The 22,490-nt window shown below is 59.2% G+C and carries 23 protein-coding genes; all 23 read left to right on the top strand.

Translation table 11 applies throughout. The annotated features are described in order from the left end of the window. Positions 1-566 precede the first annotated feature (566 nt). Complete coding sequence (gene rpmH, locus C4K40_RS31465) at positions 567-701, top strand: 50S ribosomal protein L34 (RefSeq protein WP_003213577.1); 135 nt, start codon at positions 567-569, stop codon at positions 699-701. Positions 702-717: 16 nt separating this feature from the next. Then, positions 718-1,119, top strand: a complete 402-nt coding sequence (gene rnpA / locus C4K40_RS31460) for a ribonuclease P protein component (protein WP_218188697.1) — start codon at positions 718-720, stop codon at positions 1,117-1,119. Beyond that, positions 1,112-1,357 (top strand): membrane protein insertion efficiency factor YidD, encoded by a 246-nt coding sequence (yidD, locus tag C4K40_RS31455; RefSeq protein ID WP_083235628.1) that lies wholly within the window; start codon positions 1,112-1,114, stop codon positions 1,355-1,357. Before rnpA ends, yidD begins: the two co-directional genes overlap by 8 nt. A 2-nt stretch (positions 1,358-1,359) precedes the next feature. Beyond that, complete coding sequence (gene yidC / locus C4K40_RS31450) at positions 1,360-3,060, top strand: membrane protein insertase YidC (RefSeq protein WP_053137794.1); 1,701 nt, start codon at positions 1,360-1,362, stop codon at positions 3,058-3,060. A gap of 79 nt (positions 3,061-3,139) precedes the next feature. Next, positions 3,140-4,510: a tRNA uridine-5-carboxymethylaminomethyl(34) synthesis GTPase MnmE gene (gene mnmE, locus C4K40_RS31445; protein WP_022641995.1), complete on the top strand. Its 1,371-nt coding sequence runs from the start codon at positions 3,140-3,142 to the stop codon at positions 4,508-4,510. A gap of 627 nt (positions 4,511-5,137) precedes the next feature. After that, the gene (gene mnmG, locus C4K40_RS31440; protein ID WP_053137958.1) at positions 5,138-7,030 is read left to right on the top strand and encodes a tRNA uridine-5-carboxymethylaminomethyl(34) synthesis enzyme MnmG; all 1,893 of its coding nucleotides are present in this window, start codon (positions 5,138-5,140) and stop codon (positions 7,028-7,030) included. Next, entirely contained in the window at positions 7,027-7,671 is a 645-nt protein-coding gene (rsmG, locus tag C4K40_RS31435) for a 16S rRNA (guanine(527)-N(7))-methyltransferase RsmG (protein ID WP_022641993.1), read from the top strand. The genes mnmG and rsmG overlap by 4 nt, the downstream gene beginning before the upstream one ends. Positions 7,672-7,689: 18 nt before the next feature. Further along, the gene (locus C4K40_RS31430; protein WP_053137791.1) at positions 7,690-8,487 is read left to right on the top strand and encodes a ParA family protein; all 798 of its coding nucleotides are present in this window, start codon (positions 7,690-7,692) and stop codon (positions 8,485-8,487) included. 9 nt (positions 8,488-8,496) lie between these two features. Beyond that, positions 8,497-9,369: a ParB/RepB/Spo0J family partition protein gene (locus tag C4K40_RS31425; RefSeq protein ID WP_022641991.1), complete on the top strand. Its 873-nt coding sequence runs from the start codon at positions 8,497-8,499 to the stop codon at positions 9,367-9,369. Between the two features lie 148 nt (positions 9,370-9,517). Then, entirely contained in the window at positions 9,518-9,925 is a 408-nt protein-coding gene (locus C4K40_RS31420; protein ID WP_016964883.1) for a F0F1 ATP synthase subunit I, read from the top strand. A gap of 16 nt (positions 9,926-9,941) precedes the next feature. After that, positions 9,942-10,814, top strand: coding sequence for a F0F1 ATP synthase subunit A (gene atpB / locus C4K40_RS31415; protein ID WP_053137789.1), 873 nt, complete (start codon positions 9,942-9,944; stop codon positions 10,812-10,814). Between the two features lie 132 nt (positions 10,815-10,946). Beyond that, positions 10,947-11,204, top strand: a complete 258-nt coding sequence (gene atpE, locus C4K40_RS31410; protein ID WP_002555987.1) for a F0F1 ATP synthase subunit C — start codon at positions 10,947-10,949, stop codon at positions 11,202-11,204. Positions 11,205-11,261: 57 nt separating this feature from the next. After that, positions 11,262-11,732, top strand: coding sequence for a F0F1 ATP synthase subunit B (locus tag C4K40_RS31405; protein ID WP_053137783.1), 471 nt, complete (start codon positions 11,262-11,264; stop codon positions 11,730-11,732). A 12-nt stretch (positions 11,733-11,744) separates the two neighbouring features. After that, positions 11,745-12,281 (top strand): F0F1 ATP synthase subunit delta, encoded by a 537-nt coding sequence (locus tag C4K40_RS31400; RefSeq protein ID WP_053137780.1) that lies wholly within the window; start codon positions 11,745-11,747, stop codon positions 12,279-12,281. 21 nt (positions 12,282-12,302) lie between these two features. Next, on the top strand, positions 12,303-13,847 hold the full coding sequence (gene atpA / locus C4K40_RS31395) for a F0F1 ATP synthase subunit alpha (protein ID WP_053137777.1): 1,545 nt from the start codon (positions 12,303-12,305) through the stop codon (positions 13,845-13,847). Between the two features lie 50 nt (positions 13,848-13,897). After that, positions 13,898-14,758, top strand: coding sequence for a F0F1 ATP synthase subunit gamma (atpG, locus tag C4K40_RS31390; protein WP_031320767.1), 861 nt, complete (start codon positions 13,898-13,900; stop codon positions 14,756-14,758). Positions 14,759-14,785: 27 nt separating this feature from the next. After that, positions 14,786-16,162 carry a F0F1 ATP synthase subunit beta gene (atpD, locus tag C4K40_RS31385; protein ID WP_047290153.1) on the top strand — a complete coding sequence of 459 codons (1,377 nt, stop codon included), beginning with the start codon at positions 14,786-14,788 and terminating at the stop codon, positions 16,160-16,162. A 45-nt stretch (positions 16,163-16,207) separates the two neighbouring features. After that, the gene (locus C4K40_RS31380; protein WP_011064380.1) at positions 16,208-16,633 is read left to right on the top strand and encodes a F0F1 ATP synthase subunit epsilon; all 426 of its coding nucleotides are present in this window, start codon (positions 16,208-16,210) and stop codon (positions 16,631-16,633) included. Positions 16,634-16,747: 114 nt separating this feature from the next. Next, on the top strand, positions 16,748-18,115 hold the full coding sequence (glmU, locus tag C4K40_RS31375) for a bifunctional UDP-N-acetylglucosamine diphosphorylase/glucosamine-1-phosphate N-acetyltransferase GlmU (RefSeq protein ID WP_053137774.1): 1,368 nt from the start codon (positions 16,748-16,750) through the stop codon (positions 18,113-18,115). 146 nt (positions 18,116-18,261) lie between these two features. Continuing rightward, positions 18,262-19,035: a DeoR/GlpR family DNA-binding transcription regulator gene (locus C4K40_RS31370; protein WP_022641984.1), complete on the top strand. Its 774-nt coding sequence runs from the start codon at positions 18,262-18,264 to the stop codon at positions 19,033-19,035. 10 nt (positions 19,036-19,045) lie between these two features. Then, positions 19,046-20,878, top strand: coding sequence for a glutamine--fructose-6-phosphate transaminase (isomerizing) (gene glmS, locus C4K40_RS31365; protein WP_053137769.1), 1,833 nt, complete (start codon positions 19,046-19,048; stop codon positions 20,876-20,878). 304 nt (positions 20,879-21,182) lie between these two features. Next, on the top strand, positions 21,183-21,503 hold the full coding sequence (locus C4K40_RS31360) for a hypothetical protein (RefSeq protein ID WP_022641983.1): 321 nt from the start codon (positions 21,183-21,185) through the stop codon (positions 21,501-21,503). A gap of 70 nt (positions 21,504-21,573) precedes the next feature. Next, the gene (locus C4K40_RS31355) at positions 21,574-22,476 is read left to right on the top strand and encodes a LysR family transcriptional regulator (protein WP_053137766.1); all 903 of its coding nucleotides are present in this window, start codon (positions 21,574-21,576) and stop codon (positions 22,474-22,476) included. Positions 22,477-22,490 lie beyond the last annotated feature (14 nt).

Here is a 22,490-nt window from a genome sequence, read left to right as displayed (position 1 = left end):
GGATATCCCCTGAGTTGAAAGCCGGTGAGGCAAAAACAAGCGGCCATTGTAACGGTCGGCCGTCCACTTATCCACATGTAGCGTGTCGCCAGGGCACTAAGAATCAATGCCTTAACCCGAATAAACACGACCAGCGGTATGTGCATAAGCTCTGTGGATAACCAGGCTTGAGATCTATGCACAACTCGGGGTGAAACCCAGTGGATAAATCGCCTGTGGATAACAAGCCTTTCCGCACACAGCTTTTCCGCCCTCGCAGCACAGGTAAAGCACGGTTTCTCAACCGTGTTGTCATTCTCTGTACAGTACGAAATAGAAGGGCTTAAGCTAGTTATCCACAGATAGAGCCTTGCTAAGCTTTTATAAGCTCTACAGAAAAGCTTTAATACTTTCCTTCTCTATTTTTATATCTGGCTGGACCTGGTCCACAAGCCCGAAATCCGGACATACATAGATAAAGGAAACCTTGGTTGGAAATTGACCTAGAGGCTTGCTTTCTCTAGAATCGCCGATCTCTTAAAACGGGGGCCATTCCGGCCCGTTGTGGACGAACCAGGTAACACGACATGAAACGTACTTTCCAACCAAGCACTATCAAACGCGCTCGTACCCACGGTTTCCGTGCTCGCATGGCCACCAAGAACGGTCGTGCCGTCCTGTCGCGTCGTCGCGCCAAAGGCCGTGCACGTCTGGCAGTTTGATAATCCGGCACTGGAGGTGAGTCAGGACTTCAGTCGGGAAAAGCGTCTGCTTACTCCTCGACACTTCAAGGCCGTCTTTGACTCCCCTACCGGCAAGGTTCCGGGGAAGAATCTCCTGCTCCTTGCTCGCGACAACGATCTTGATCATCCCCGCCTGGGGCTCGTGATCGGAAAGAAGAGCGTAAAGCTCTCCGTTGAACGCAATCGTCTCAAGCGTCTGATGCGCGAATCGTTTCGTCTTCACCAGGATTCACTGGTTGGATGGGACATCGTTATCGTCGCGCGCAAAGGTTTGGGCGACGTAGAAAACCCTGAATTGATCCAGCATTTCGGTAAACTCTGGAGACGCCTGGCCCGTAACAAGCCAGCATCCGCAGTCAAATCCGAAACTGTAGGGGTAGACAGTCCCGATGCGTAAACTGGCACTCGTTCCGATCCAGTTTTACCGCTATGCCATTAGTCCTCTGATGGCCGACCACTGTCGTTTTCACCCCAGTTGTTCTTGCTATGCGTTGGAAGCCATCGAAACCCATGGCCTTCTACGCGGTGGTTGGCTGACCTTTCGTCGTTTAGGTCGCTGTCATCCATGGAATCCCGGTGGTTATGACCCGGTTCCACCTATCCCCACCTCCCGTTCTTCTTCGATGGCCGAGTAATCATGGATATCAAACGCACGATCCTGATCGTCGCCCTGGCAATCGTGTCCTATGTCATGGTTCTGAAATGGAACCAGGATTATGGCCAGGCTGCCCTGCCGACTCAGAATGTTGCTTCCAGCACGACCACCCCGGGCTTGCCGGACACGCCAACCGGCACTCCAGCCGCCAATGACGACATTCCGCGTGCGGCCAGCGATACCGCTGCCCCTGCCGAAGTGCCAGTGGCTGCAAGCAAAGATCTCATCCAGATCAAAACGGATGTGCTCGACCTCGCCGTCGATCCACAAGGTGGGGATATCGCACAACTGCGCCTGCCTCTGTACCCACGTCGCCAGGACCATCCGGAAATTCCTTTCCAGTTGTTCGACAACGGCAACGAGCGGACCTACCTGGCCCAAAGCGGCCTGATCGGCAGCAACGGCCCGGACGCCAATCCGGCTGGCCGACCGATCTACTCCTCGGAGAAGAAAAGTTATCAACTGGCTGAAGGTCAGGACCAACTCGTGGTCGACCTGAAGTTCAGCAAGGACGGCGTCAACTACATCAAGCGTTTCACCCTCAAGCGCGGCCTGTACGACATCACCGTTTCCTACTTGATCGACAACGAAAGTGCACAACCCTGGACTGGTGCGATGTTCGCCCAGCTCAAGCGCGACGCCAGTTCCGATCCATCCTCCAGCACCGCCACCGGCACTGCGACTTACCTGGGCGCCGCCCTGTGGACAAGTTCCGAGCCGTATAAAAAAGTGTCCATGAAAGACATGGACAAGGTGAACGAGGACAAGAGCAAGGCCCCGATCACTGAAAGCGTGCAAGGTGGCTGGGTAGCCTGGCTGCAGCACTACTTCGTGACCGCCTGGATTCCGCCAAAGGGCGAGAACAACCAGGTACTGGCGCGCAAGGACAGCAAAGGCAACTACATCATTGGCTACACCGGTCCTTCGATCACCGTAGCTCCTGGTGCCAAGCTCGAGACCAGCGCCATCCTGTATGCCGGTCCGAAGAGCCAAGCCGTCTTGAAAGAGTTGTCCCCAGGTCTGGAACTGACCGTGGACTACGGTTTCCTGTGGTTCATTGCCCAGCCGATCTTCTGGCTGCTGCAACATATCCACAGCCTGGTGGGTAACTGGGGCTGGTCGATCATCTTCCTGACCATGCTGATCAAGGGCATCTTCTTCCCGCTGTCGGCTGCCAGCTACAAATCCATGGCCCGCATGCGTGCAGTAGCGCCGAAGTTGGCCGCGTTGAAAGAGAAGTTCGGTGACGATCGCCAGAAGATGTCCCAGGCGATGATGGAGCTGTACAAGAAAGAGAAGATCAATCCGCTGGGCGGCTGCTTGCCGATCCTGGTCCAGATGCCGGTCTTCCTGTCCCTGTACTGGGTACTCCTGGAAAGCGTGGAAATGCGCCAGGCGCCGTTCATGCTGTGGATTACCGACCTGTCGATCAAGGATCCGTTCTTCATCCTGCCGATCATCATGGGCGCCACCATGTTCATCCAGCAGCAGCTGAACCCGACTCCGCCGGATCCGATGCAGGCCAAGGTGATGAAAATGATGCCAATCATCTTCACCTTCTTCTTCCTGTGGTTCCCAGCTGGCCTGGTGCTGTACTGGGTAGTGAACAACTGCCTGTCGATCGCCCAACAGTGGTACATCACCCGTAGGATCGAAGCTGCTACCAAGAAAGCAGCGGCCTGACCTACTCTGTGGATAACCACACAAGACGCCCCCTAGTGGGGCGTTTTGCTATCTGTCACTTTTGTCTGGATGTCTGGTTATGAATGTCCCTCGTGAAACCATCGCCGCCATCGCCACTGCCCAGGGACGCGGTGGCGTGGGCATCGTGCGGATCTCCGGGCCGTTGGCGGCAACGGCTGCCGCGGCCATCAGCGGCCGTGAACTCAAGCCGCGGTTTGCCCATTACGGAGCCTTTCTCGGCGGGCAAGGTGAAGTCCTGGACGAGGGCATCGCCCTGTATTTCCCGGGCCCTAACTCCTTCACTGGTGAAGATGTACTGGAGTTGCAGGGCCATGGCGGCCCCATCGTCCTCGACATGCTCCTGCAACGTTGCCTGGAACTGGGTTGCCGGCTGGCCAGGCCCGGGGAGTTCAGCGAACGCGCCTTCCTCAACGACAAGCTCGACCTGGCCCAGGCCGAGGCGATCGCCGATCTGATCGAGGCCAGTTCTGCACAGGCGGCCCGCAATGCCCTGCGCTCGCTGCAGGGGGCTTTCTCCCAGCGCGTACATCACTTGACCGAACAACTGATCGCACTGCGCATCTATGTCGAAGCCGCCATCGATTTTCCCGAGGAGGAAATCGACTTCCTTGCCGATGGCCATGTACTCGGCATGCTCGATGCTGTACGCGAGGAGTTGTCCACAGTACTGCGCGAAGCCGGGCAGGGCGCCTTGCTGCGCGATGGCATGACCGTGGTGATTGCCGGTCGTCCGAATGCCGGCAAGTCGAGCCTGCTCAATGCCCTGGCCGGTCGCGAAGCGGCCATCGTCACCGACATCGCCGGTACTACCCGGGACATCCTGCGCGAACATATCCACATCGATGGCATGCCGCTGCATGTAGTGGATACCGCTGGCCTGCGGGATACCGAGGACCAGGTGGAAAAAATCGGTGTCGAACGAGCGCTCAAGGCCATTGGTGAAGCCGACCGAGTATTGCTGGTGGTCGACGCTACTGCCGCCGAGGCGGTCGATCCCTTCGCCTTGTGGCCCGAGTTCCTGCAGCAGCGCCCGGATCCGGCCAAGGTCACCCTGATTCGCAACAAGGCCGACCTGAGTGGCGAACCCATCGCCCTGGAAACCTGTGAAGACGGCCATGTCACCATCAGCCTCAGTGCAATGGCCGCAGGCCCGGGCCTGGAATTGTTGCGCGAGCACCTGAAGGCTTGCATGGGATATGAACAAACCTCCGAAAGCAGCTTCAGTGCACGCCGCCGGCATCTGGAAGCGCTGCGCTACGCCAATGCGGCGCTGGAGCATGGCCGGGCCCAGCTGACCCTGGCTGGTGCGGGCGAATTGTTGGCCGAAGACCTGCGTCAGGCCCAGCAATTCCTCGGAGAAATAACCGGGGCCTTCAGCTCCGATGACTTGCTGGGACGAATCTTCTCCAGCTTCTGTATCGGCAAGTAGTCCTGCCCCTTCCTACCCGGCCAACAGGCCGGGTAGCGCCTGTAGACCGGCACCAGCTGGCCCTGTCTACGGCGTTTCCTATCCCCGTGCGGTTATCCCGCTGCCTCTACTCATATGCCAAAGGCATCTGGGTTGCCCTGCAATTTTTCGATCCATACCTCTGGAAAGGCTTGCGCTCTGAGCTCTAGCGCATCGACGAGGCATTTTTCTGTGGATTAAGCCCTGTGAATAACTGCCCTTCAGCACAGTTGATAACCCAGCCTCAAAGCTGAGGAGAATCGGCTCTGTGGATAAGCAGCACATTAATCCACAGGCTTAAACCGGTTATCCAACGGCCTCAATGACACCTAACCACAGAGTTTAAAATCTCTGTACACCATGAAAATAAAGGCTTGTAGGAATCTATCCACAGATAGGCAAGGGTATAAGAATAAACATAAAAACAAGGTTTTAATAAATTTCTCTCTTTTTAATTTCTATTGTTCGCCAGTCATCCACAAGCTGGTTAAATTTTGTGCAAAGGGTTCTTTAGAAAGGGCGAAGTCCCTATACTTGCCCCCTTGGTCGAAAAACCAACCCAACAACCATTCCTAATTACTCCTACTTGAAGCAGGCACGAGGTGCGTGGTGGATTTCCCTTCCCGTTTTGAAGTGATCGTCATCGGCGGCGGTCATGCCGGTACCGAGGCAGCACTTGCATCAGCACGCATGGGGGCAAAGACCCTGTTGCTGACGCATAACGTGGAAACCCTCGGAGCCATGAGCTGCAATCCCGCGATCGGCGGGATCGGCAAGAGCCATCTGGTCAAGGAAATCGACGCCCTGGGCGGCGCGATGGCCATGGCTACAGATAAAGGCGGCATCCAGTTCCGTGTATTGAACAGCCGCAAAGGCCCGGCAGTACGTGCGACCCGCGCCCAGGCCGACCGCATCCTGTACAAGGCTGCGGTACGCGAGATTCTCGAGAACCAGCCGAACCTGTGGATATTTCAACAGGCGGCGGACGACCTGATCGTCGAGCAGGATCAGGTCCGTGGTGTAGTGACCCAGATGGGTCTGCGTTTCTTCGCCGATTCGGTGGTATTGACCACCGGGACCTTCCTCGGCGGACTTATCCACATCGGATTGCAGAACTACTCCGGCGGTCGTGCTGGTGACCCACCTTCGATTGCCCTGGCACAACGCCTGCGGGAACTGCCACTACGGGTCGGTCGCCTGAAAACCGGTACCCCACCGCGTATCGATGCCCGTTCCGTGGATTTTTCGGTGATGACCGAGCAGCCGGGCGATACGCCCATCCCGGTGATGTCGTTCCTGGGTTCCAAGGAACAGCATCCGCGGCAGATCAGCTGCTGGATTACCCACACCAATGCGCGCACCCACGAGATCATCGCGTCGAACCTCGATCGTTCGCCGATGTACTCCGGGGTCATCGAAGGTATTGGCCCGCGCTACTGCCCATCGATCGAAGACAAGATCCACCGCTTTGCCGACAAGGAAAGCCACCAGGTCTTCATCGAGCCCGAAGGCCTGACCACCCACGAGCTGTACCCGAACGGGATATCCACCTCTCTGCCGTTCGATGTGCAGTTGCAGATCGTGCAATCGATCCGGGGCATGGAAAATGCCCATATCGTGCGCCCGGGCTACGCCATCGAATACGACTATTTCGACCCGCGGGACTTGAAGTACAGCCTCGAGACCAAAGTCATCGGCGGTCTGTTCTTCGCTGGCCAGATCAATGGCACTACCGGTTACGAAGAAGCTGGCGCACAAGGCCTGCTGGCCGGGGCCAACGCGGCATTGCGTGCCCAGGGCAAGGACAGCTGGTGCCCGCGTCGCGACGAAGCCTACATCGGGGTGTTGGTCGATGACCTGATTACCCTGGGTACCCAGGAACCGTACCGCATGTTCACTTCGCGGGCGGAGTACCGCCTGATCCTGCGCGAAGACAACGCCGATTTGCGCCTGACCGAAAAAGGTCGCGAGCTGGGCTTGGTGGATGACGTGCGCTGGGCGGCGTTCTGCAAGAAACGCGAGGGCATAGCCCTGGAAGAACAGCGCTTGAAGTCCACCTGGGTTCGCCCCGGTACTGAGCAGGGCGATGCGATTGCACAAAAATTCGGCACACCGCTGACCCACGAGTACAACCTGTTGAACCTGCTGAGTCGTCCGGAGATCGACTACGCTGGGCTGGTTGAAGTGACCGGGCAGGGCGCGGAGGATCCACAGGTGGCGGAACAGGTCGAGATCAAGACCAAGTACGCCGGCTACATCGATCGCCAACAGGATGAAATCGCTCGCCTGCGGGCCAGCGAGGACACCAAGCTGCCTGTGGATATCGATTACGCCACCATCTCCGGCCTGTCCAAGGAGATCCAGGGCAAGCTGGGCGCGACCCGTCCGGAAACCCTGGGCCAGGCATCACGGATTCCCGGCGTGACTCCCGCGGCCATTTCCCTGTTGATGATTCACTTGAAAAAACGCGGCGCCGGCCGTCAGTTGGAGCAAAGCGCTTGAGTTCACTGGTCACCTCGCAACACGCGGATGAATTATCCACAGGCGCCCGCCAACTCGGTGTCGAACTGAGCCCGGCCCAGCATGAATCGCTGCTGGGCTACCTGGCGCTGCTGATCAAGTGGAACAAGGCCTATAACCTGACCGCCGTGCGCGATCCCGATGAAATGGTTTCGCGCCACTTGCTCGACAGCCTGAGCGTGATGTCGTTCATCGAGGACGGCCGCTGGCTGGATGTGGGCAGTGGCGGCGGGATGCCGGGTATTCCCCTGGCGATCCTGTTTCCCGGATCCCAGGTCACCTGCCTGGACAGCAACGGCAAGAAGACCCGCTTCCTGACCCAGGTCAAACTTGAGCTCAAGCTGGATAACCTGCAAGTTATCCACAGCCGGGTCGAGGCCTTCACTCCTGAACAGCCTTTCAACGGGATCATTTCCCGGGCGTTCAGCAGCATGGAGAACTTCACCAGCTGGACCCGCCACCTTGGGGACAGCGATACACGCTGGCTGGCAATGAAGGGCGTCCATCCCTCTGATGAGCTGTTAGCATTGCCGGCAGACTTCCACCTCGATAGCGAACACGCCCTGGCCGTACCCGGTTGCCAAGGCCAACGCCATCTGCTGATACTGCGCCGCACGGCATGATTGGGAACACAAGCAAGAATGGCTAAGGTATTCGCGATAGCGAACCAGAAAGGTGGTGTGGGCAAGACCACCACCTGCATCAACCTCGCGGCATCCCTGGTAGCGACCAAGCGCCGGGTGCTGCTGATCGACCTTGATCCACAGGGCAACGCCACCATGGGGAGCGGTGTGGATAAACATGGCCTGGAAAACTCGGTCTACGACTTGCTGATCGGCGAGTGCGACCTGACCCAGGCCATGCACTTCTCCGAACACGGCGGCTACCAGCTGTTGCCGGCCAACCGCGACCTGACCGCGGCGGAAGTGGTGCTGCTGGAAATGCAGATGAAGGAAAGCCGGCTGCGCAGTGCCCTGGCCCCGATCCGCGAGAACTATGACTACATCCTGATCGATTGCCCGCCGTCGCTGTCGATGCTGACCCTCAATGCCCTGGTGGCTGCCGATGGCGTCATCATCCCCATGCAGTGCGAGTACTACGCTCTGGAAGGCTTGAGCGACCTTGTGGATAACATCAAGCGCATCGGCGAACTGCTCAATCCCGAGCTGAAGATCGAAGGCTTGCTGCGTACCATGTTCGACCCGCGCCTGAGCCTGATGAACGATGTTTCCGCACAGCTCAAGGAACACTTCGGCGACCAGCTTTACGACACCGTGATCCCGCGCAACATCCGCCTGGCCGAAGCTCCGAGCTACGGCATGCCGGCATTGGCGTACGACAAACAATCCCGCGGCGCACTGGCCTACCTGGCCCTGGCCGGCGAGATGGTTCGCCGGCAACGTAAACAAGCGCGCATCGCAGCCGCCCAGCCAACTTAAGGAATCCCCATGGCCGTCAAGAAACGTGGTCTCGGACGTGGACTGGATGCACTGTTGAGTGGTCCGACTGTCAGCGCCCTGGAAGAACAAGCCGCGCAGATCGACCAGCGTGAACTGCAACACCTGCCGCTGGACCTGATCCAGCGTGGCAAGTACCAGCCTCGTCGGGACATGGACCCACAAGCCCTGGAGGAACTGGCGAATTCGATCAGGACCCAGGGTGTGATGCAGCCCATCGTGGTGCGTCCCATCGGCGCCGGTCGGTTTGAAATCATCGCCGGTGAACGCCGTTGGCGCGCCAGCCAGCAGGCTGGCCAGGAAACCATTCCGGCGATGGTCCGCGATGTGCCCGATGAAACCGCCATTGCCCTGGCGCTGATCGAGAACATCCAGCGCGAAGATCTCAATCCCATCGAGGAAGCACTGGCCCTGCAGCGCCTGCAGCAGGAGTTCCAGCTGACCCAGCAACAAGTTGCCGAAGCTGTGGGCAAGTCCCGCGTCAGCGTGGCCAACCTGCTGCGCCTGATCTCCCTGCCCGAGGTGATCAAGACCATGTTGTCCCATGGCGACCTGGAAATGGGACATGCCCGCGCATTGCTCGGATTGCCGGAAAATCAACAGGTTGAAGGGGCGCGACACGTTGTCGCACGAGGCCTGACGGTGCGTCAGACCGAGGCCTTGGTTCGCCAGTGGCTCAGCGGCAAGCAAGAGCCTGCTGAACCGGTCAAGCCCGATCCGGATATCGCTCGCCTGGAGCAGCGTTTGGCCGAGCGCCTAGGCTCTGCGGTGCAGATTCGCCACGGCAAGAAGGGCAAGGGGCAACTGGTGATCGGCTACAACTCCCTGGATGAACTGCAAGGCGTCCTCGCTCACATCCGTTGAAACATTTCCTTGTGTAGCGCGCAGTCGGAAATCACTACCCGGCAGTTGAATAGGGGCTGAACCGCCCCTATACTCTGCGCGCATTTTGTCGGCACAAATTATGCCAAGTTACAGAATTCTGGCAGCCGACCCTTGAGGAGCAAGAGTGATGGAAACCCGCACGCCAAACCGCCTGCCGTTCCATCGCTTGGCGGTTTTCCCGGTTCTACTGGCTCAGTTGGTCATTTTACTGATAGCCGCTCTGGCGCTTTGGCAATGGCGTGGAGTCGTAGCCGGATATTCAGGCCTTTGCGGAGGACTGATAGCCTTGCTACCCAATGTGTATTTCGCTCACAGGGCATTTCGGTTTTCCGGCGCCCGAGCGGCCCAAGCCATCGTCCGGTCTTTTTATGCCGGCGAGGCGGGCAAATTGATTTTGACGGCAGTGCTGTTCGCGCTGACGTTTGCAGGTGTGAAGCCTTTGGCGCCGTTGGCAGTATTCGGCGTCTTCGTGCTGACCCAGCTGGTCAGCTGGTTCGCTCCCCTGCTAATGAGAACAAGACTTTCGAGACCTTAGGGCGTTTGAGGCAACCATGTCAGCAGAAACAACCGCTTCGGGCTATATCCAGCACCACTTGCAGAACCTGACCTTCGGTCAGCTACCCAATGGGAGCTGGGGCTTTGCCCACTCCGCAGCAGAAGCCAAGGAAATGGGCTTCTGGGCATTCCACGTCGATACCCTCGGCTGGTCTGTCGCACTGGGTGTGATCTTCATTCTTCTGTTCCGCATGGCGGCCAAGAAGGCGACTTCCGGTGTGCCGGGCGCTTTGCAGAACTTCGTCGAAGTGATGGTCGGCTTCGTCGATGGCAGCGTGAAGGACAGCTTCCACGGTCGCAGCCCGGTCATCGCACCGCTGGCTCTGACCATCTTCGTCTGGGTGTTCCTGATGAACGCCATTGACCTGGTTCCTGTGGACTGGATCCCGCAACTGGCGATGCTGATTTCTGGCGACCCGCACATTCCATTCCGTGCCGTTTCCACCACTGACCCGAACGCTACCCTGGGCATGGCCCTGTCGGTATTCGCGTTGATCATCTTCTACAGCATCAAGGTCAAGGGCATCGGCGGCTTCATCGGCGAACTGACCCTGCATCCGTTCGGTAGCAAGAACATCCTGGTCCAGGCCCTGCTGATTCCAGTGAACTTCCTGCTGGAGTTCGTGACCCTGGTGGCCAAGCCAATCTCCCTGGCACTGCGTCTGTTCGGCAACATGTACGCCGGCGAGCTGGTGTTCATCCTGATTGCCGTGATGTTCGGCAGCGGCCTGCTGTGGCTCAGCGGCATGGGTGTGGTTCTGCAATGGGCGTGGGCTGTGTTCCACATCCTGATCATCACCCTGCAGGCGTTCATCTTCATGATGCTGACCATCGTCTACCTGTCGATGGCTCACGAAGAGAATCATTAAGACCAGTCTCGACTAGTCTGATGTCCCTCTCGTTGCGGCGGGAGGGGCCCATCTCGGGCACGATGAAACGATTTGTTTTACCGCTTTAATCTAAAAAACCTAAACCATACGACGTAAAAGTCGGGAGGAAAGATGGAAACTGTAGTTGGTCTAACCGCTATCGCTGTTGCACTGTTGATCGGCCTGGGCGCACTGGGTACCGCAATTGGTTTCGGCCTGCTGGGCGGCAAGTTCCTGGAAGGCGCTGCGCGTCAGCCAGAAATGGTTCCAATGCTGCAAGTTAAGATGTTCATCGTTGCCGGTCTGCTCGACGCCGTAACCATGATCGGTGTTGGTATCGCTCTGTTCTTCACCTTCGCGAACCCCTTCGTTGGTCAACTCGCTGGCTAATCACTCGAGTATTCGAGTTGATTGGTGTGACGGACAACGAACGAGCGAGGTGTTGGCGTGAACATTAATGCAACCCTGATTGGCCAGTCCGTTGCGTTCTTAATTTTTGTACTGTTCTGCATGAAGTTCATTTGGCCTCCGGTCATTGCAGCTCTGCACGAACGTCAAAAGAAGATCGCGGATGGATTGGACGCTGCCAGCCGAGCAGCTCGTGACCTGGAACTGGCCCAAGATAAAGTGGGTCAGCAACTGCGCGAAGCCAAAGCTCAGGCAGCTGAAATCATCGAGCAAGCCAAGAAGCGCGGTTCTCAGATCGTCGACGAAGCCCGTGAACAGGCCCGTGTCGAAGCTGAACGTGTGAAGGCTCAGGCTCAGGCCGAGATCGAACAGGAACTGAACAGCGTCAAAGACGCGCTGCGCGCCCAACTGGGTAGCCTGGCAGTCAATGGTGCAGAGAAGATCCTGGGCGCCACAATCGATCAAAACGCGCACGCAGACCTGGTTAACAAACTGGCTGCTGAAATTTAAGCGAGGGCGATCATGGCAGAACTGACCACGTTGGCCCGACCTTACGCTAAGGCGGCCTTCGAGCACGCTCAGGCCCACCAGCAGCTGGCCTCTTGGTCAGCCATGCTCGGCCTGGCTGCAGCGGTGTCACAAGATGACACCATGCAGCGCGTGCTTAAGGCCCCGCGACTGACGAGCGCAGAAAAGGCCAACACTTTTATCGAAGTGTGTGGCGACAAGTTTGATGCACAGGCACAGAATTTCATTCAAGTTGCCGCCGAGAACGACCGTCTCCTGCTGTTGCCGGAGATCTCCGCTCTGTTCGACCTGTACAAGGCCGAGCAAGAGAAGTCGGTGGACGTGGATGTGACCAGTGCTTTCGCATTGAACCAAGAACAGCAAGACAAACTCGCCAAGGTTCTCAGTGCACGGCTCGGCCGGGAAGTGCGCCTGCACGCTGCGGAGGATGCCAGCCTGATTGGTGGCGTCGTGATCCGCGCCGGCGACCTGGTTATCGATGGCTCGATTCGCGGCAAACTCGCGAACCTTGCCGAAGCATTGAAATCTTGAGTTTGAAGGGGCAGCAGAGCAATGCAGCAACTCAATCCTTCCGAAATAAGTGAAATTATCAAGGGCCGCATCGAAAAGCTCGATGTGACCTCCCAAGCCCGTAACGAAGGCACTGTCGTCAGCGTTTCTGACGGCATCGTGCGGATTCACGGTCTGGCCGACGTAATGTACGGCGAGATGATCGAGTTTCCGGGCGGCGTCTACGGTATGGCCCTCAACCTCGAGCAAGACTCTGTAGGTGCCGTAGTACTGGGCGCATACACCACTCTGGCTGAAGGCATGAGCGCCAAGTGCACCGGCCGCATCCTCGAAGTTCCAGTTGGTAAGGAACTGCTGGGTCGCGTAGTCGACGCACTGGGTAACCCAGTCGACGGTAAAGGTCCGCTGAACAACACCGAGACCGACGCGGTCGAGAAAGTTGCTCCAGGCGTGATCTGGCGTAAGTCGGTAGACCAGCCTGTACAGACTGGCTACAAGGCTGTCGATGCCATGATCCCAGTCGGCCGTGGCCAGCGTGAGCTGATCATCGGTGACCGTCAGATCGGTAAGACCGCTCTGGCGATCGACGCGATCATCAACCAGAAAGACAGCGGCATTTTCTGCGTCTACGTAGCGATCGGTCAGAAGCAATCGACCATCGCCAACGTGGTTCGCAAGCTGGAAGAAAACGGCGCCCTGGCCAACACCATCATCGTGGCCGCCAGTGCTTCGGAATCGGCTGCCCTGCAGTTCCTGGCTCCGTACTCCGGTTGCACCATGGGTGAATACTTCCGCGACCGCGGTGAAGACGCGCTGATCGTTTATGACGATCTGTCCAAGCAGGCCGTGGCTTATCGCCAGATCTCCCTGCTGCTGCGCCGTCCACCAGGCCGTGAAGCCTATCCAGGTGACGTGTTCTATCTCCACTCCCGTCTGCTGGAGCGCGCTTCCCGCGTTTCGGAAGAGTACGTAGAGAAGTTCACCAATGGCGCAGTGACTGGCAAGACCGGTTCCCTGACCGCCCTGCCGATCATCGAAACCCAGGCTGGCGACGTTTCCGCGTTCGTTCCGACCAACGTGATCTCCATCACCGACGGTCAGATCTTCCTGGAATCGGCCATGTTCAACTCGGGCATCCGTCCTGCAGTTAACGCCGGTGTTTCGGTATCCCGTGTAGGTGGTGCCGCTCAGACCAAGATCATCAAGAAGCTGTCCGGTGGTATCCGTACCGCCCTGGCTCAGTACCGTGAACTGGCGGCATTCGCCCAGTTCGCTTCTGACCTGGACGAGGCGACCCGTAAGCAACTTGAACACGGTCAGCGCGTTACCGAGCTGATGAAGCAGAAGCAATACGCGCCAATGTCCATCGCTGACATGTCGCTGTCGCTGTATGCCGCTGAGCGTGGGTTCCTGACTGACGTCGAAATCGCCAAGATCGGTAGCTTCGAACAAGCGCTGATTGCTTACTTCAACCGCGATCACGCCGACCTGATGGCGAAGATCAACGTGAAGGGTGACTTCAATGACGAAATCGACGCTGGCCTCAAAGCCGGTATCGAGAAGTTCAAGGCCACCCAAACCTGGTAAGCCGCAGCGGGAGCCGCAAGGCTCCCGCTTGCTAACCTGATAGGTGTTACATGGCAGGCGCAAAAGAGATTCGCAGTAAGATTGCGAGCATCAAAAGCACGCAAAAAATTACCAGCGCCATGGAAAAAGTGGCGGTCAGCAAAATGCGCAAGGCACAAATGCGCATGGCAGCTAGCCGTCCTTATGCGGAGCGCATCCGCCAGGTTATTGGTCATCTGGCCAACGCCAACCCGGAATATCGTCACCCGTTCATGATCGACCGCGCCATCAAGCGCGTCGGTTACATCGTGGTGAGCAGTGACCGTGGTCTGTGTGGTGGCTTGAACACCAACCTGTTCAAGGCCCTGGTCAAGGACATGGCGGTAAACCGCGAACAAGGCGTCGAGATCGATCTGTGCGTGGTCGGTAGCAAGGGTGCGGCCTTCTTCCGCAACTTCGGCGGTAACGTCGTTGCAGCTATCAGCCACCTGGGTGAAGAGCCGTCGATCAATGACCTGATCGGCAGTGTCAAGGTGATGCTGGATGCTTACCTGGAAGGCCGGATTGACCGCCTGTCCGTGGTATCCAACAAGTTCGTCAACACCATGACCCAGCAGCCGACCGTGGAGCAGTTGATTCCACTGGAGGCAACCCCGGATCAAGAACTCAAGCACCACTGGGACTATCTCTACGAACCGGATGCCAAGGAGCTGCTGGACGGCTTGATGGTCCGTTACGTGGAGTCGCAGGTCTACCAGGCGGTGGTCGAGAACAACGCAGCTGAACAAGCCGCGCGGATGATTGCAATGAAGAACGCCACCGACAACGCCGGTGATTTGATCAGCGATTTGCAGCTGATCTACAACAAGGCGCGTCAGGCTGCGATCACCCAAGAGATCTCGGAAATCGTCGGCGGCGCTGCCGCGGTTTAACGGTTCAAATATTCAGAGGATCCAGCTATGAGTAGCGGACGTATCGTTCAAATCATCGGCGCCGTTATCGACGTGGAATTTCCACGCGACAGCGTACCGAGCATCTACGACGCCTTGAAGGTTCAAGGCGCCGAAACCACTCTGGAAGTTCAGCAGCAGCTGGGCGACGGCGTGGTTCGTACCATTGCGATGGGCTCCACCGAAGGCTTGAAGCGCGGTCTGGACGTCAACAACACTGGCGCAGCCATCTCCGTACCGGTCGGTAAAGCGACCCTGGGCCGGATCATGGACGTACTGGGCAACCCAATCGACGAAGCCGGCCCGATCGGCGAAGAAGAGCGCTGGGGTATCCACCGCGCCGCTCCTTCCTTCGCAGAACAGGCAGGCGGCAACGACCTGCTGGAAACCGGGATCAAGGTAATCGACCTGGTTTGCCCGTTCGCCAAGGGCGGTAAAGTAGGTCTGTTCGGTGGTGCCGGTGTGGGCAAGACCGTAAACATGATGGAACTGATCCGTAACATCGCCATCGAGCACAGCGGTTATTCCGTGTTCGCCGGTGTGGGTGAGCGTACTCGTGAGGGTAACGACTTCTACCACGAGATGAAGGACTCCAACGTTCTGGACAAGGTTGCCCTGGTCTACGGTCAGATGAACGAGCCACCAGGAAACCGTCTGCGCGTAGCGCTGACCGGCCTGACCATGGCCGAGAAGTTCCGTGACGAAGGTAACGACGTTCTGCTGTTCGTCGACAACATCTATCGTTACACCCTGGCCGGTACCGAAGTATCCGCACTGCTGGGCCGTATGCCTTCGGCAGTAGGTTACCAGCCGACCCTGGCTGAAGAGATGGGCGTGCTGCAAGAGCGCATCACTTCGACCAAGCAAGGTTCGATCACCTCGATCCAAGCGGTATACGTACCTGCGGACGACCTGACCGACCCGTCGCCAGCGACCACCTTCGCCCACTTGGACGCCACCGTCGTTCTGTCCCGTGACATCGCTTCCCTGGGTATCTACCCAGCGGTAGACCCACTGGACTCGACTTCCCGCCAGCTGGACCCGAACGTGATCGGCAACGAGCACTACGAGACCGCTCGCGGCGTTCAGTACGTACTGCAGCGTTACAAAGAGCTGAAGGACATCATCGCGATCCTGGGTATGGACGAGCTGTCGGAAGCCGACAAGCAGTTGGTATCCCGCGCTCGTAAGATCCAGCGCTTCTTGTCGCAGCCGTTCTTCGTGGCTGAAGTCTTCACTGGTTCTCCAGGTAAATACGTTTCCCTGAAAGACACCATCGCTGGCTTCAAAGGCATCCTCAACGGTGACTACGACCACCTGCCAGAACAAGCGTTCTACATGGTCGGCGGCATCGACGAAGCGATCGAGAAAGCCAAGAAACTGTAATCCCGGCGCCCGGCAACGGGCGCTAATTTAGGTTGAGGCAAGCAGATGGCTATGACAGTCCATTGCGATATCGTCAGCGCGGAAGGGGAAATCTTCTCCGGTCTGGTGGAGATGGTGGTTGCGCACGGTGAACTGGGTGATCTTGGTATCGCTCTGGGTCACGCACCGCTGATCACCAACCTGAAGCCAGGTCCGATCCGCTTGATCAAGCAGGGCGGGGAAGCCGAGGTGTTCTACATCTCCGGTGGTTTCCTCGAGGTTCAGCCGAACATGGTCAAGGTTCTTGCCGACACCGTGCAACGCGCTGCCGACCTGGACGAAGCCTCCGCTCAGGAAGCCGTCAAGGCTGCTGAGAAGGCCCTGAATGAAAAAGGCGCAGATTTCGACTACGGATCTGCCGCCGCACGTCTGGCCGAGGCCGCAGCCCAGCTGCGTACCGTCCAGCAGATCCGCAAGAAGTTCGGCGGCTAAGCCGCAGGCTTTCTGTGTGATTGATTAAAAAGGGTAGCCTCGGCTACCCTTTTTATTTTCCGCATTCTCCCCTCTAGGTCACACTCGCGGACCACCCAGGATTGGTAGCCAGTCATGTCTCTCGAAATCGTTATCCTCGCAGCAGGCCAGGGCACTCGTATGCGCTCGGCACTGCCCAAGGTCCTTCATCCGGTCGCTGGCAACTCCATGCTCGGGCATGTTATCCACAGCGCTCGCCAGCTCGATCCACAGCGCATCCACGTGGTGATCGGCCACGGCGCGGATGCAGTGCGCGAGCGCCTGGCCGCCGACGACCTGAATTTCGTGTTGCAGGACAAGCAACTCGGCACCGGTCATGCAGTGGCCCAGGCCGTGCCTTTCATCCAGGCCGATACCGTGCTGATCCTCTACGGCGACGTGCCGCTGATCGAGGTCCAGACCCTGCAGCGCCTGCTCAAGCAGGCCGGCCCCGAGCAACTGGGCCTGCTCACCGTCGAGCTGGACGACCCTACCGGCTACGGGCGTATCGTGCGTGACGCCAATGGCAAGGTCGCCGCCATCGTCGAGCAGAAGGACGCCAACCAAGCCCAGCGCGCCATCACCGAAGGCAATACCGGCATTCTCGCCGTGCCGGGCAAGCGCCTCGGCGATTGGACCAGCCGTCTTTCGAACAACAACGCCCAGGGTGAGTACTACCTGACCGACGTGATCGCCATGGCGGTCAGCGATGGCCTGGAGGTTGCTACCGAGCAGCCCCTGGACGCCATGGAAGTGCAGGGCGCCAACGATCGCAAGCAACTCTCGGAACTGGAGCGCCACTACCAGCTGCGCGCCGCCCGCCGCCTGATGGCCGAGGGCGTGACCCTGCGCGATCCGGCGCGCTTCGATGTGCGTGGCGAGGTGACGGTCGGGCGCGACGTGCTGATCGATATCAACGTGATCCTCGAGGGCCGGGTGGTCATCGAAGACGACGTGGTGATCGGCCCCAACTGCGTGATCAAGGACAGCACCCTGCGCAAGGGCGTGGTGATCAAGGCCAACAGCCATATCGACGGCGCGGTGATGGGCGAGGGCAGCGATGCCGGCCCGTTCGCCCGCCTGCGGCCCGGCAGTGTGCTGGAGGCTCGCGCCCATGTGGGTAACTTCGTCGAGTTGAAGAACGCCCACCTGGGCCAGGAGGCCAAGGCCGGTCACCTGAGCTACCTGGGCGATGCGGTGATCGGTGCGCGCACCAACATCGGTGCCGGCACCATCACCTGCAACTACGATGGGGTGAACAAGCACAAGACGGTGATGGGCGAAGACGTGTTCATCGGCTCCAACAACTCCCTGGTGGCGCCTGTGGATATCTCTTCCGGGGCCACTACCGCCGCCGGTTCCACCATCACCCAGGATGTCTCGTCAGCGCAGTTGGCCGTGGGCCGTGCGCGGCAGAAGAACATCGATGGCTGGAAGCGACCGCAGAAAATCAACAAGGACTGAGGTTATCCACAAGCACGGATGACCCATGCAGTATCAACCGGCCCCTGCACTCGAACAGCAAGGGCCGGTTTTTTATGCTCTCGTGCTTGACGAAGTTTCGATCATGGGTTTTTATTGCCGACGTTATCTTTCGAATCGAAACTTAAATGCTCATCTCGAAACGCAACACTCCCCAGCGTCGTCACAACATCCTGGCCTTGCTCAATGAACAAGGCGAGGTGAGTGTGGATGAGTTGGCCAAGCGTTTCGAAACTTCTGAAGTTACGATTCGTAAGGACCTGGCGGCCCTGGAAAGCAATGGCCTGTTGCTGCGCCGTTATGGCGGGGCGATCACCATGCCCCAGGAACTGGTCAGCGACCTCGGCCAGCCAGTGTCCCGCCACAAGCAAGCCATTGCCAGGGCGGCGGTGCAGCGCATTCGTGAACATGCGCGGATCATCATCGACAGCGGCAGCACCACCGCGGCGATGATCCCGCAGTTGGGCCAGCAGCCAGGCCTCGTGGTCATGACCAACTCGTTGAACGTGGCCAATGCCCTGAACGAACTGGAACACGAGCCGGTGCTGTTGATGACCGGCGGCACCTGGGACCCGCACTCCGAGTCCTTCCAGGGCCAGGTGGCCGAGCAGGTTCTGCGCTCTTACGACTTTGACCAACTGTTCATCGGCGCCGATGGCATCGACCTGGCCCGTGGTACCACCACCTTCAACGAATTGCTGGGCCTGAGCCGAGTGATGGCCGAGGTGGCCCGCGAAGTCGTAGTGATGGTCGAATCCGACAAGATCGGCCGCAAGATTCCCAACCTGGAGCTGCCGTGGAGCAGCGTCCATACCCTCATTACCGATGATCGCCTGCCTCTCGAGGTCCGCGACCAGATCCAGGCCCGCGGCATAACTCTGATTTGCGCGGCTGTCAGCTAGGAGAAATACCATGTGTGGAATTGTTGGCGCCGTTGCTGAACGCAATATCACCGCCATTTTGCTGGAAGGCCTCAAGCGCCTCGAATACCGCGGCTACGACAGCGCCGGCGTGGCGGTTTTCACCAATACCGGCAAGCTCGAGCGCATGCGCCGTCCGGGCAAGGTCGCCGAGCTGGAACAAGCCCTGGCCGGCGAGCCGCTGGTGGGCCGCCTGGGCATCGCCCACACCCGTTGGGCCACCCACGGCGCGCCTTGCGAGCGCAATGCCCACCCGCATTTCTCCGGCGATCTGGCGGTAGTGCACAACGGCATCATCGAGAACCACGAAGCCCTGCGTGAACAACTCAAGGCCCAGGGCTACGAGTTCACCTCGGACACCGATACCGAAGTCATCGCCCACCTGCTGAACCACAAGCTCAAGGACCTGGGCGACCTGACCGTGGCCCTCAAGGCTACCGTCAAGGAACTGCACGGTGCCTACGGTCTTGCCGTGATCAGCGCCAGCCAGCCGGATCGCCTGGTGGCGGCCCGTAGCGGCAGCCCGCTGGTGATCGGCCTGGGCCTGGGGGAGAACTTCCTGGCATCCGACCAACTGGCCCTGCGCCAGGTCACCGACCGTTTCATGTACCTGGAAGAAGGCGATATCGCCGAGATCCGCCGGGACAGCGTGCAGATCTGGGACATCGATGGCAAGGCCGTGGAGCGCGAGGCGGTGCAGTACCGCGATGGTGCCGAAGCGGCGGACAAGGGCGAATACCGCCACTACATGCTCAAGGAAATCCACGAGCAGCCATCGGTGGTGCAACGCACCCTGGAAGGCCGCCTGAGCGCCAACCAGGTACTGGTCCAGGCCTTCGGTCCACAGGCCGCCGAGTTGTTCGCCAAGGTGCGCAATGTACAGATCGTCGCCTGTGGCACCAGCTACCACGCCGGCATGGTCGCCCGTTACTGGCTGGAAGAACTGGCCGGCATCCCCTGCCAGGTGGAAGTCGCCAGCGAGTTCCGCTACCGCAAGGTGGTGGTGCAGCCCGACACCCTGTTCGTTACCATTTCCCAGTCCGGCGAGACTGCCGATACCCTGGCCGCCCTGCGCAACGCCAAGGAGCTGGGATTCCTCGCCAGCCTGGCGATCTGCAACGTCGGCATCAGCTCCCTGGTGCGTGAATCGGACCTGACCCTGCTGACCCAGGCCGGTCGCGAAATCGGCGTGGCCTCCACCAAGGCCTTCACCACCCAACTGGTGAGCCTGCTGCTGCTGACCCTGTCCCTGGGCCAGGTACGTGGCACCCTGGCCGCCGGTGTCGAAGCCGAACTGGTGGAAGAGCTGCGGCGCTTGCCGGTCCGCCTCGGCGAAGCCCTGGCCATGGACAGCGTGGTGGAGAAGACCGCCGAGCTGTTCGCCGACAAGCACCACACCCTGTTCCTCGGTCGTGGCGCCCAGTACCCGGTAGCGATGGAAGGCTCTTTGAAGCTCAAGGAGATTTCCTATATCCACGCCGAAGCCTACCCGGCCGGTGAACTCAAGCACGGCCCACTGGCCCTTGTGGATAACGACATGCCGGTGGTCACCGTAGCGCCGAACAACGAACTGCTGGAGAAGCTCAAGTCCAACCTGCAGGAAGTCCGCGCCCGTGGTGGCGAGCTGATCGTGTTCGCCGACGAGAAGTCGGGCATGACCAATGGCGAAGGCACCCATGTTATCCACATGCCGCACATCCACGACATTCTCTCGCCAATCCTCTACACCATCCCATTGCAGCTGCTGTCCTACTACGTAGCCGTGCTCAAGGGCACCGACGTCGACCAGCCACGCAACCTGGCCAAATCGGTGACGGTGGAGTGAGTTATCCACAGTTGGGTATCACCCGGCTGTAGATAACGGCAACTGCTGCAACCAACAGGGAGCCTGTCCAGGCTCCCTTTTTTATTCATGCGCCTTTACCTCTTCCCAGGGCTTTTTCACTGAACCCCATGGATTCACGTCGCTACCTGGACTGTGGATAATCCTGGCCGAGCCCTGCCAAAAGACCTGCTTGAGTGGCGCAGGATCGGCTTGCGCCGGGTTTTCGAAAAACTAGGCAGCTTCACAGCTGTGGCGCCCTGGCCTGCTCCCAGGTCGATATCTTTATCCAGCGGATGGAAAACCAATGAAGCTTCGCCTGATTCATGGATGGATAATCGTGCTGATCCTGGTTGTCCTGGGGCTGGGGACGCTGACGCCGGTGTTGTCCAATGGCCTGTTGCTGCTGATGGATCGGGACAACTTCATTCCGGCGGAGTCCTCGATCTGGACCTTTGAACCGACCCTGATCAACCAGGGCTCTTCTTCCTATTGGTTGTACGGGGAGGATCGGCAGTACTACTTCTACTTTTCCTACGCTGAAGACCAGCCGTATAGGCTGATCGCCAAAAACAACCGGTGCCCGGGATTCCATCGGCACGATGTGCAGACCTGGTGCGCCCCCTGACGCCATGGCGGTGGATTATGCTGCTGGCTCGTGGCGCCTGTCGGCTGGGCGCCGTCATTCGAGATAGGCCATGGACAGATTTCAGGAAATGCAGGTGTTCGTCTGTGTCGCCCAGGAGCAGGGGTTCGCTGCCGCGGCGCGGCGTCTGAACCTGTCGGCGGCCAGCGTCACCCGGGCCGTGGCGGCCCTGGAGCAACGCATCGGCACCCAGTTGCTGGTGCGTACCACGCGCAACGTGCACCTGAGCGAAGCCGGGCAACGCTACCTGGAGGATTGCCGACGCATTCTCGCCGAGGTCCAGGATGCCGAGGCTTCGGCTGCCGGCATCCATGCCCAGCCCCGGGGCCAACTGAGCCTGACTGCGCCGGTGCTGTTCGGCGAACTCTTCGTCACCCCGCTGCTGGTGCGCTACCTGCAACGTTATCCACAGGTCAGCGTCAACGCCTTGTTGGTGGATCGGATGGCCAACATGGTGGACGAGGGCATCGACGTGGCAGTGCGCATCGGCGAGCTGCCGGACAGCGGCCAGCACAGCATCCGCGTCGGTGAGGTACGCCGGGTGATCTGCGCCTCTGCGGCATTCCTGGCCAACCATGGCCGACCGCAGCACCCCGAAGACTTGCGCCAGGCGCCGGTGATCGCTCCGTCTTCCATTGGCCAGGCGCGCAACTGGCAGTTCAACGTCGCCGGTCGCGCCTTGAGCATTCGCCCCGAGCCTCGCTTGCTGGTGAGCGCCAGCCAGGCCGCCATCACCGCCGCCAGCCTGGGGCTGGGCCTGACCCGGGTGCTGTCCTATCAAGTGGCCGACAAGGTCGCGGCAGGGCAGCTGGAAATCGTCCTCGAGGCCTTCGAGCAGCCTCCCTTGCCCATCCATGTGGTGTACCAGGGTGGGCGCAAGGCGCCGGCGCGGGTGCGCAGCTTCGTCGATTTCGCGGTACAGGCCCTGCGTGAGCATCCATCGCTCAATCCTTGAGCAAGATTGTTTCA

Source organism: Pseudomonas sp. CMR5c, from assembly GCF_003850545.1.
Lineage (GTDB): Bacteria > Pseudomonadota > Gammaproteobacteria > Pseudomonadales > Pseudomonadaceae > Aquipseudomonas > Aquipseudomonas piscis.
This window is presented reverse-complemented; position numbering and strand designations above follow the sequence as displayed.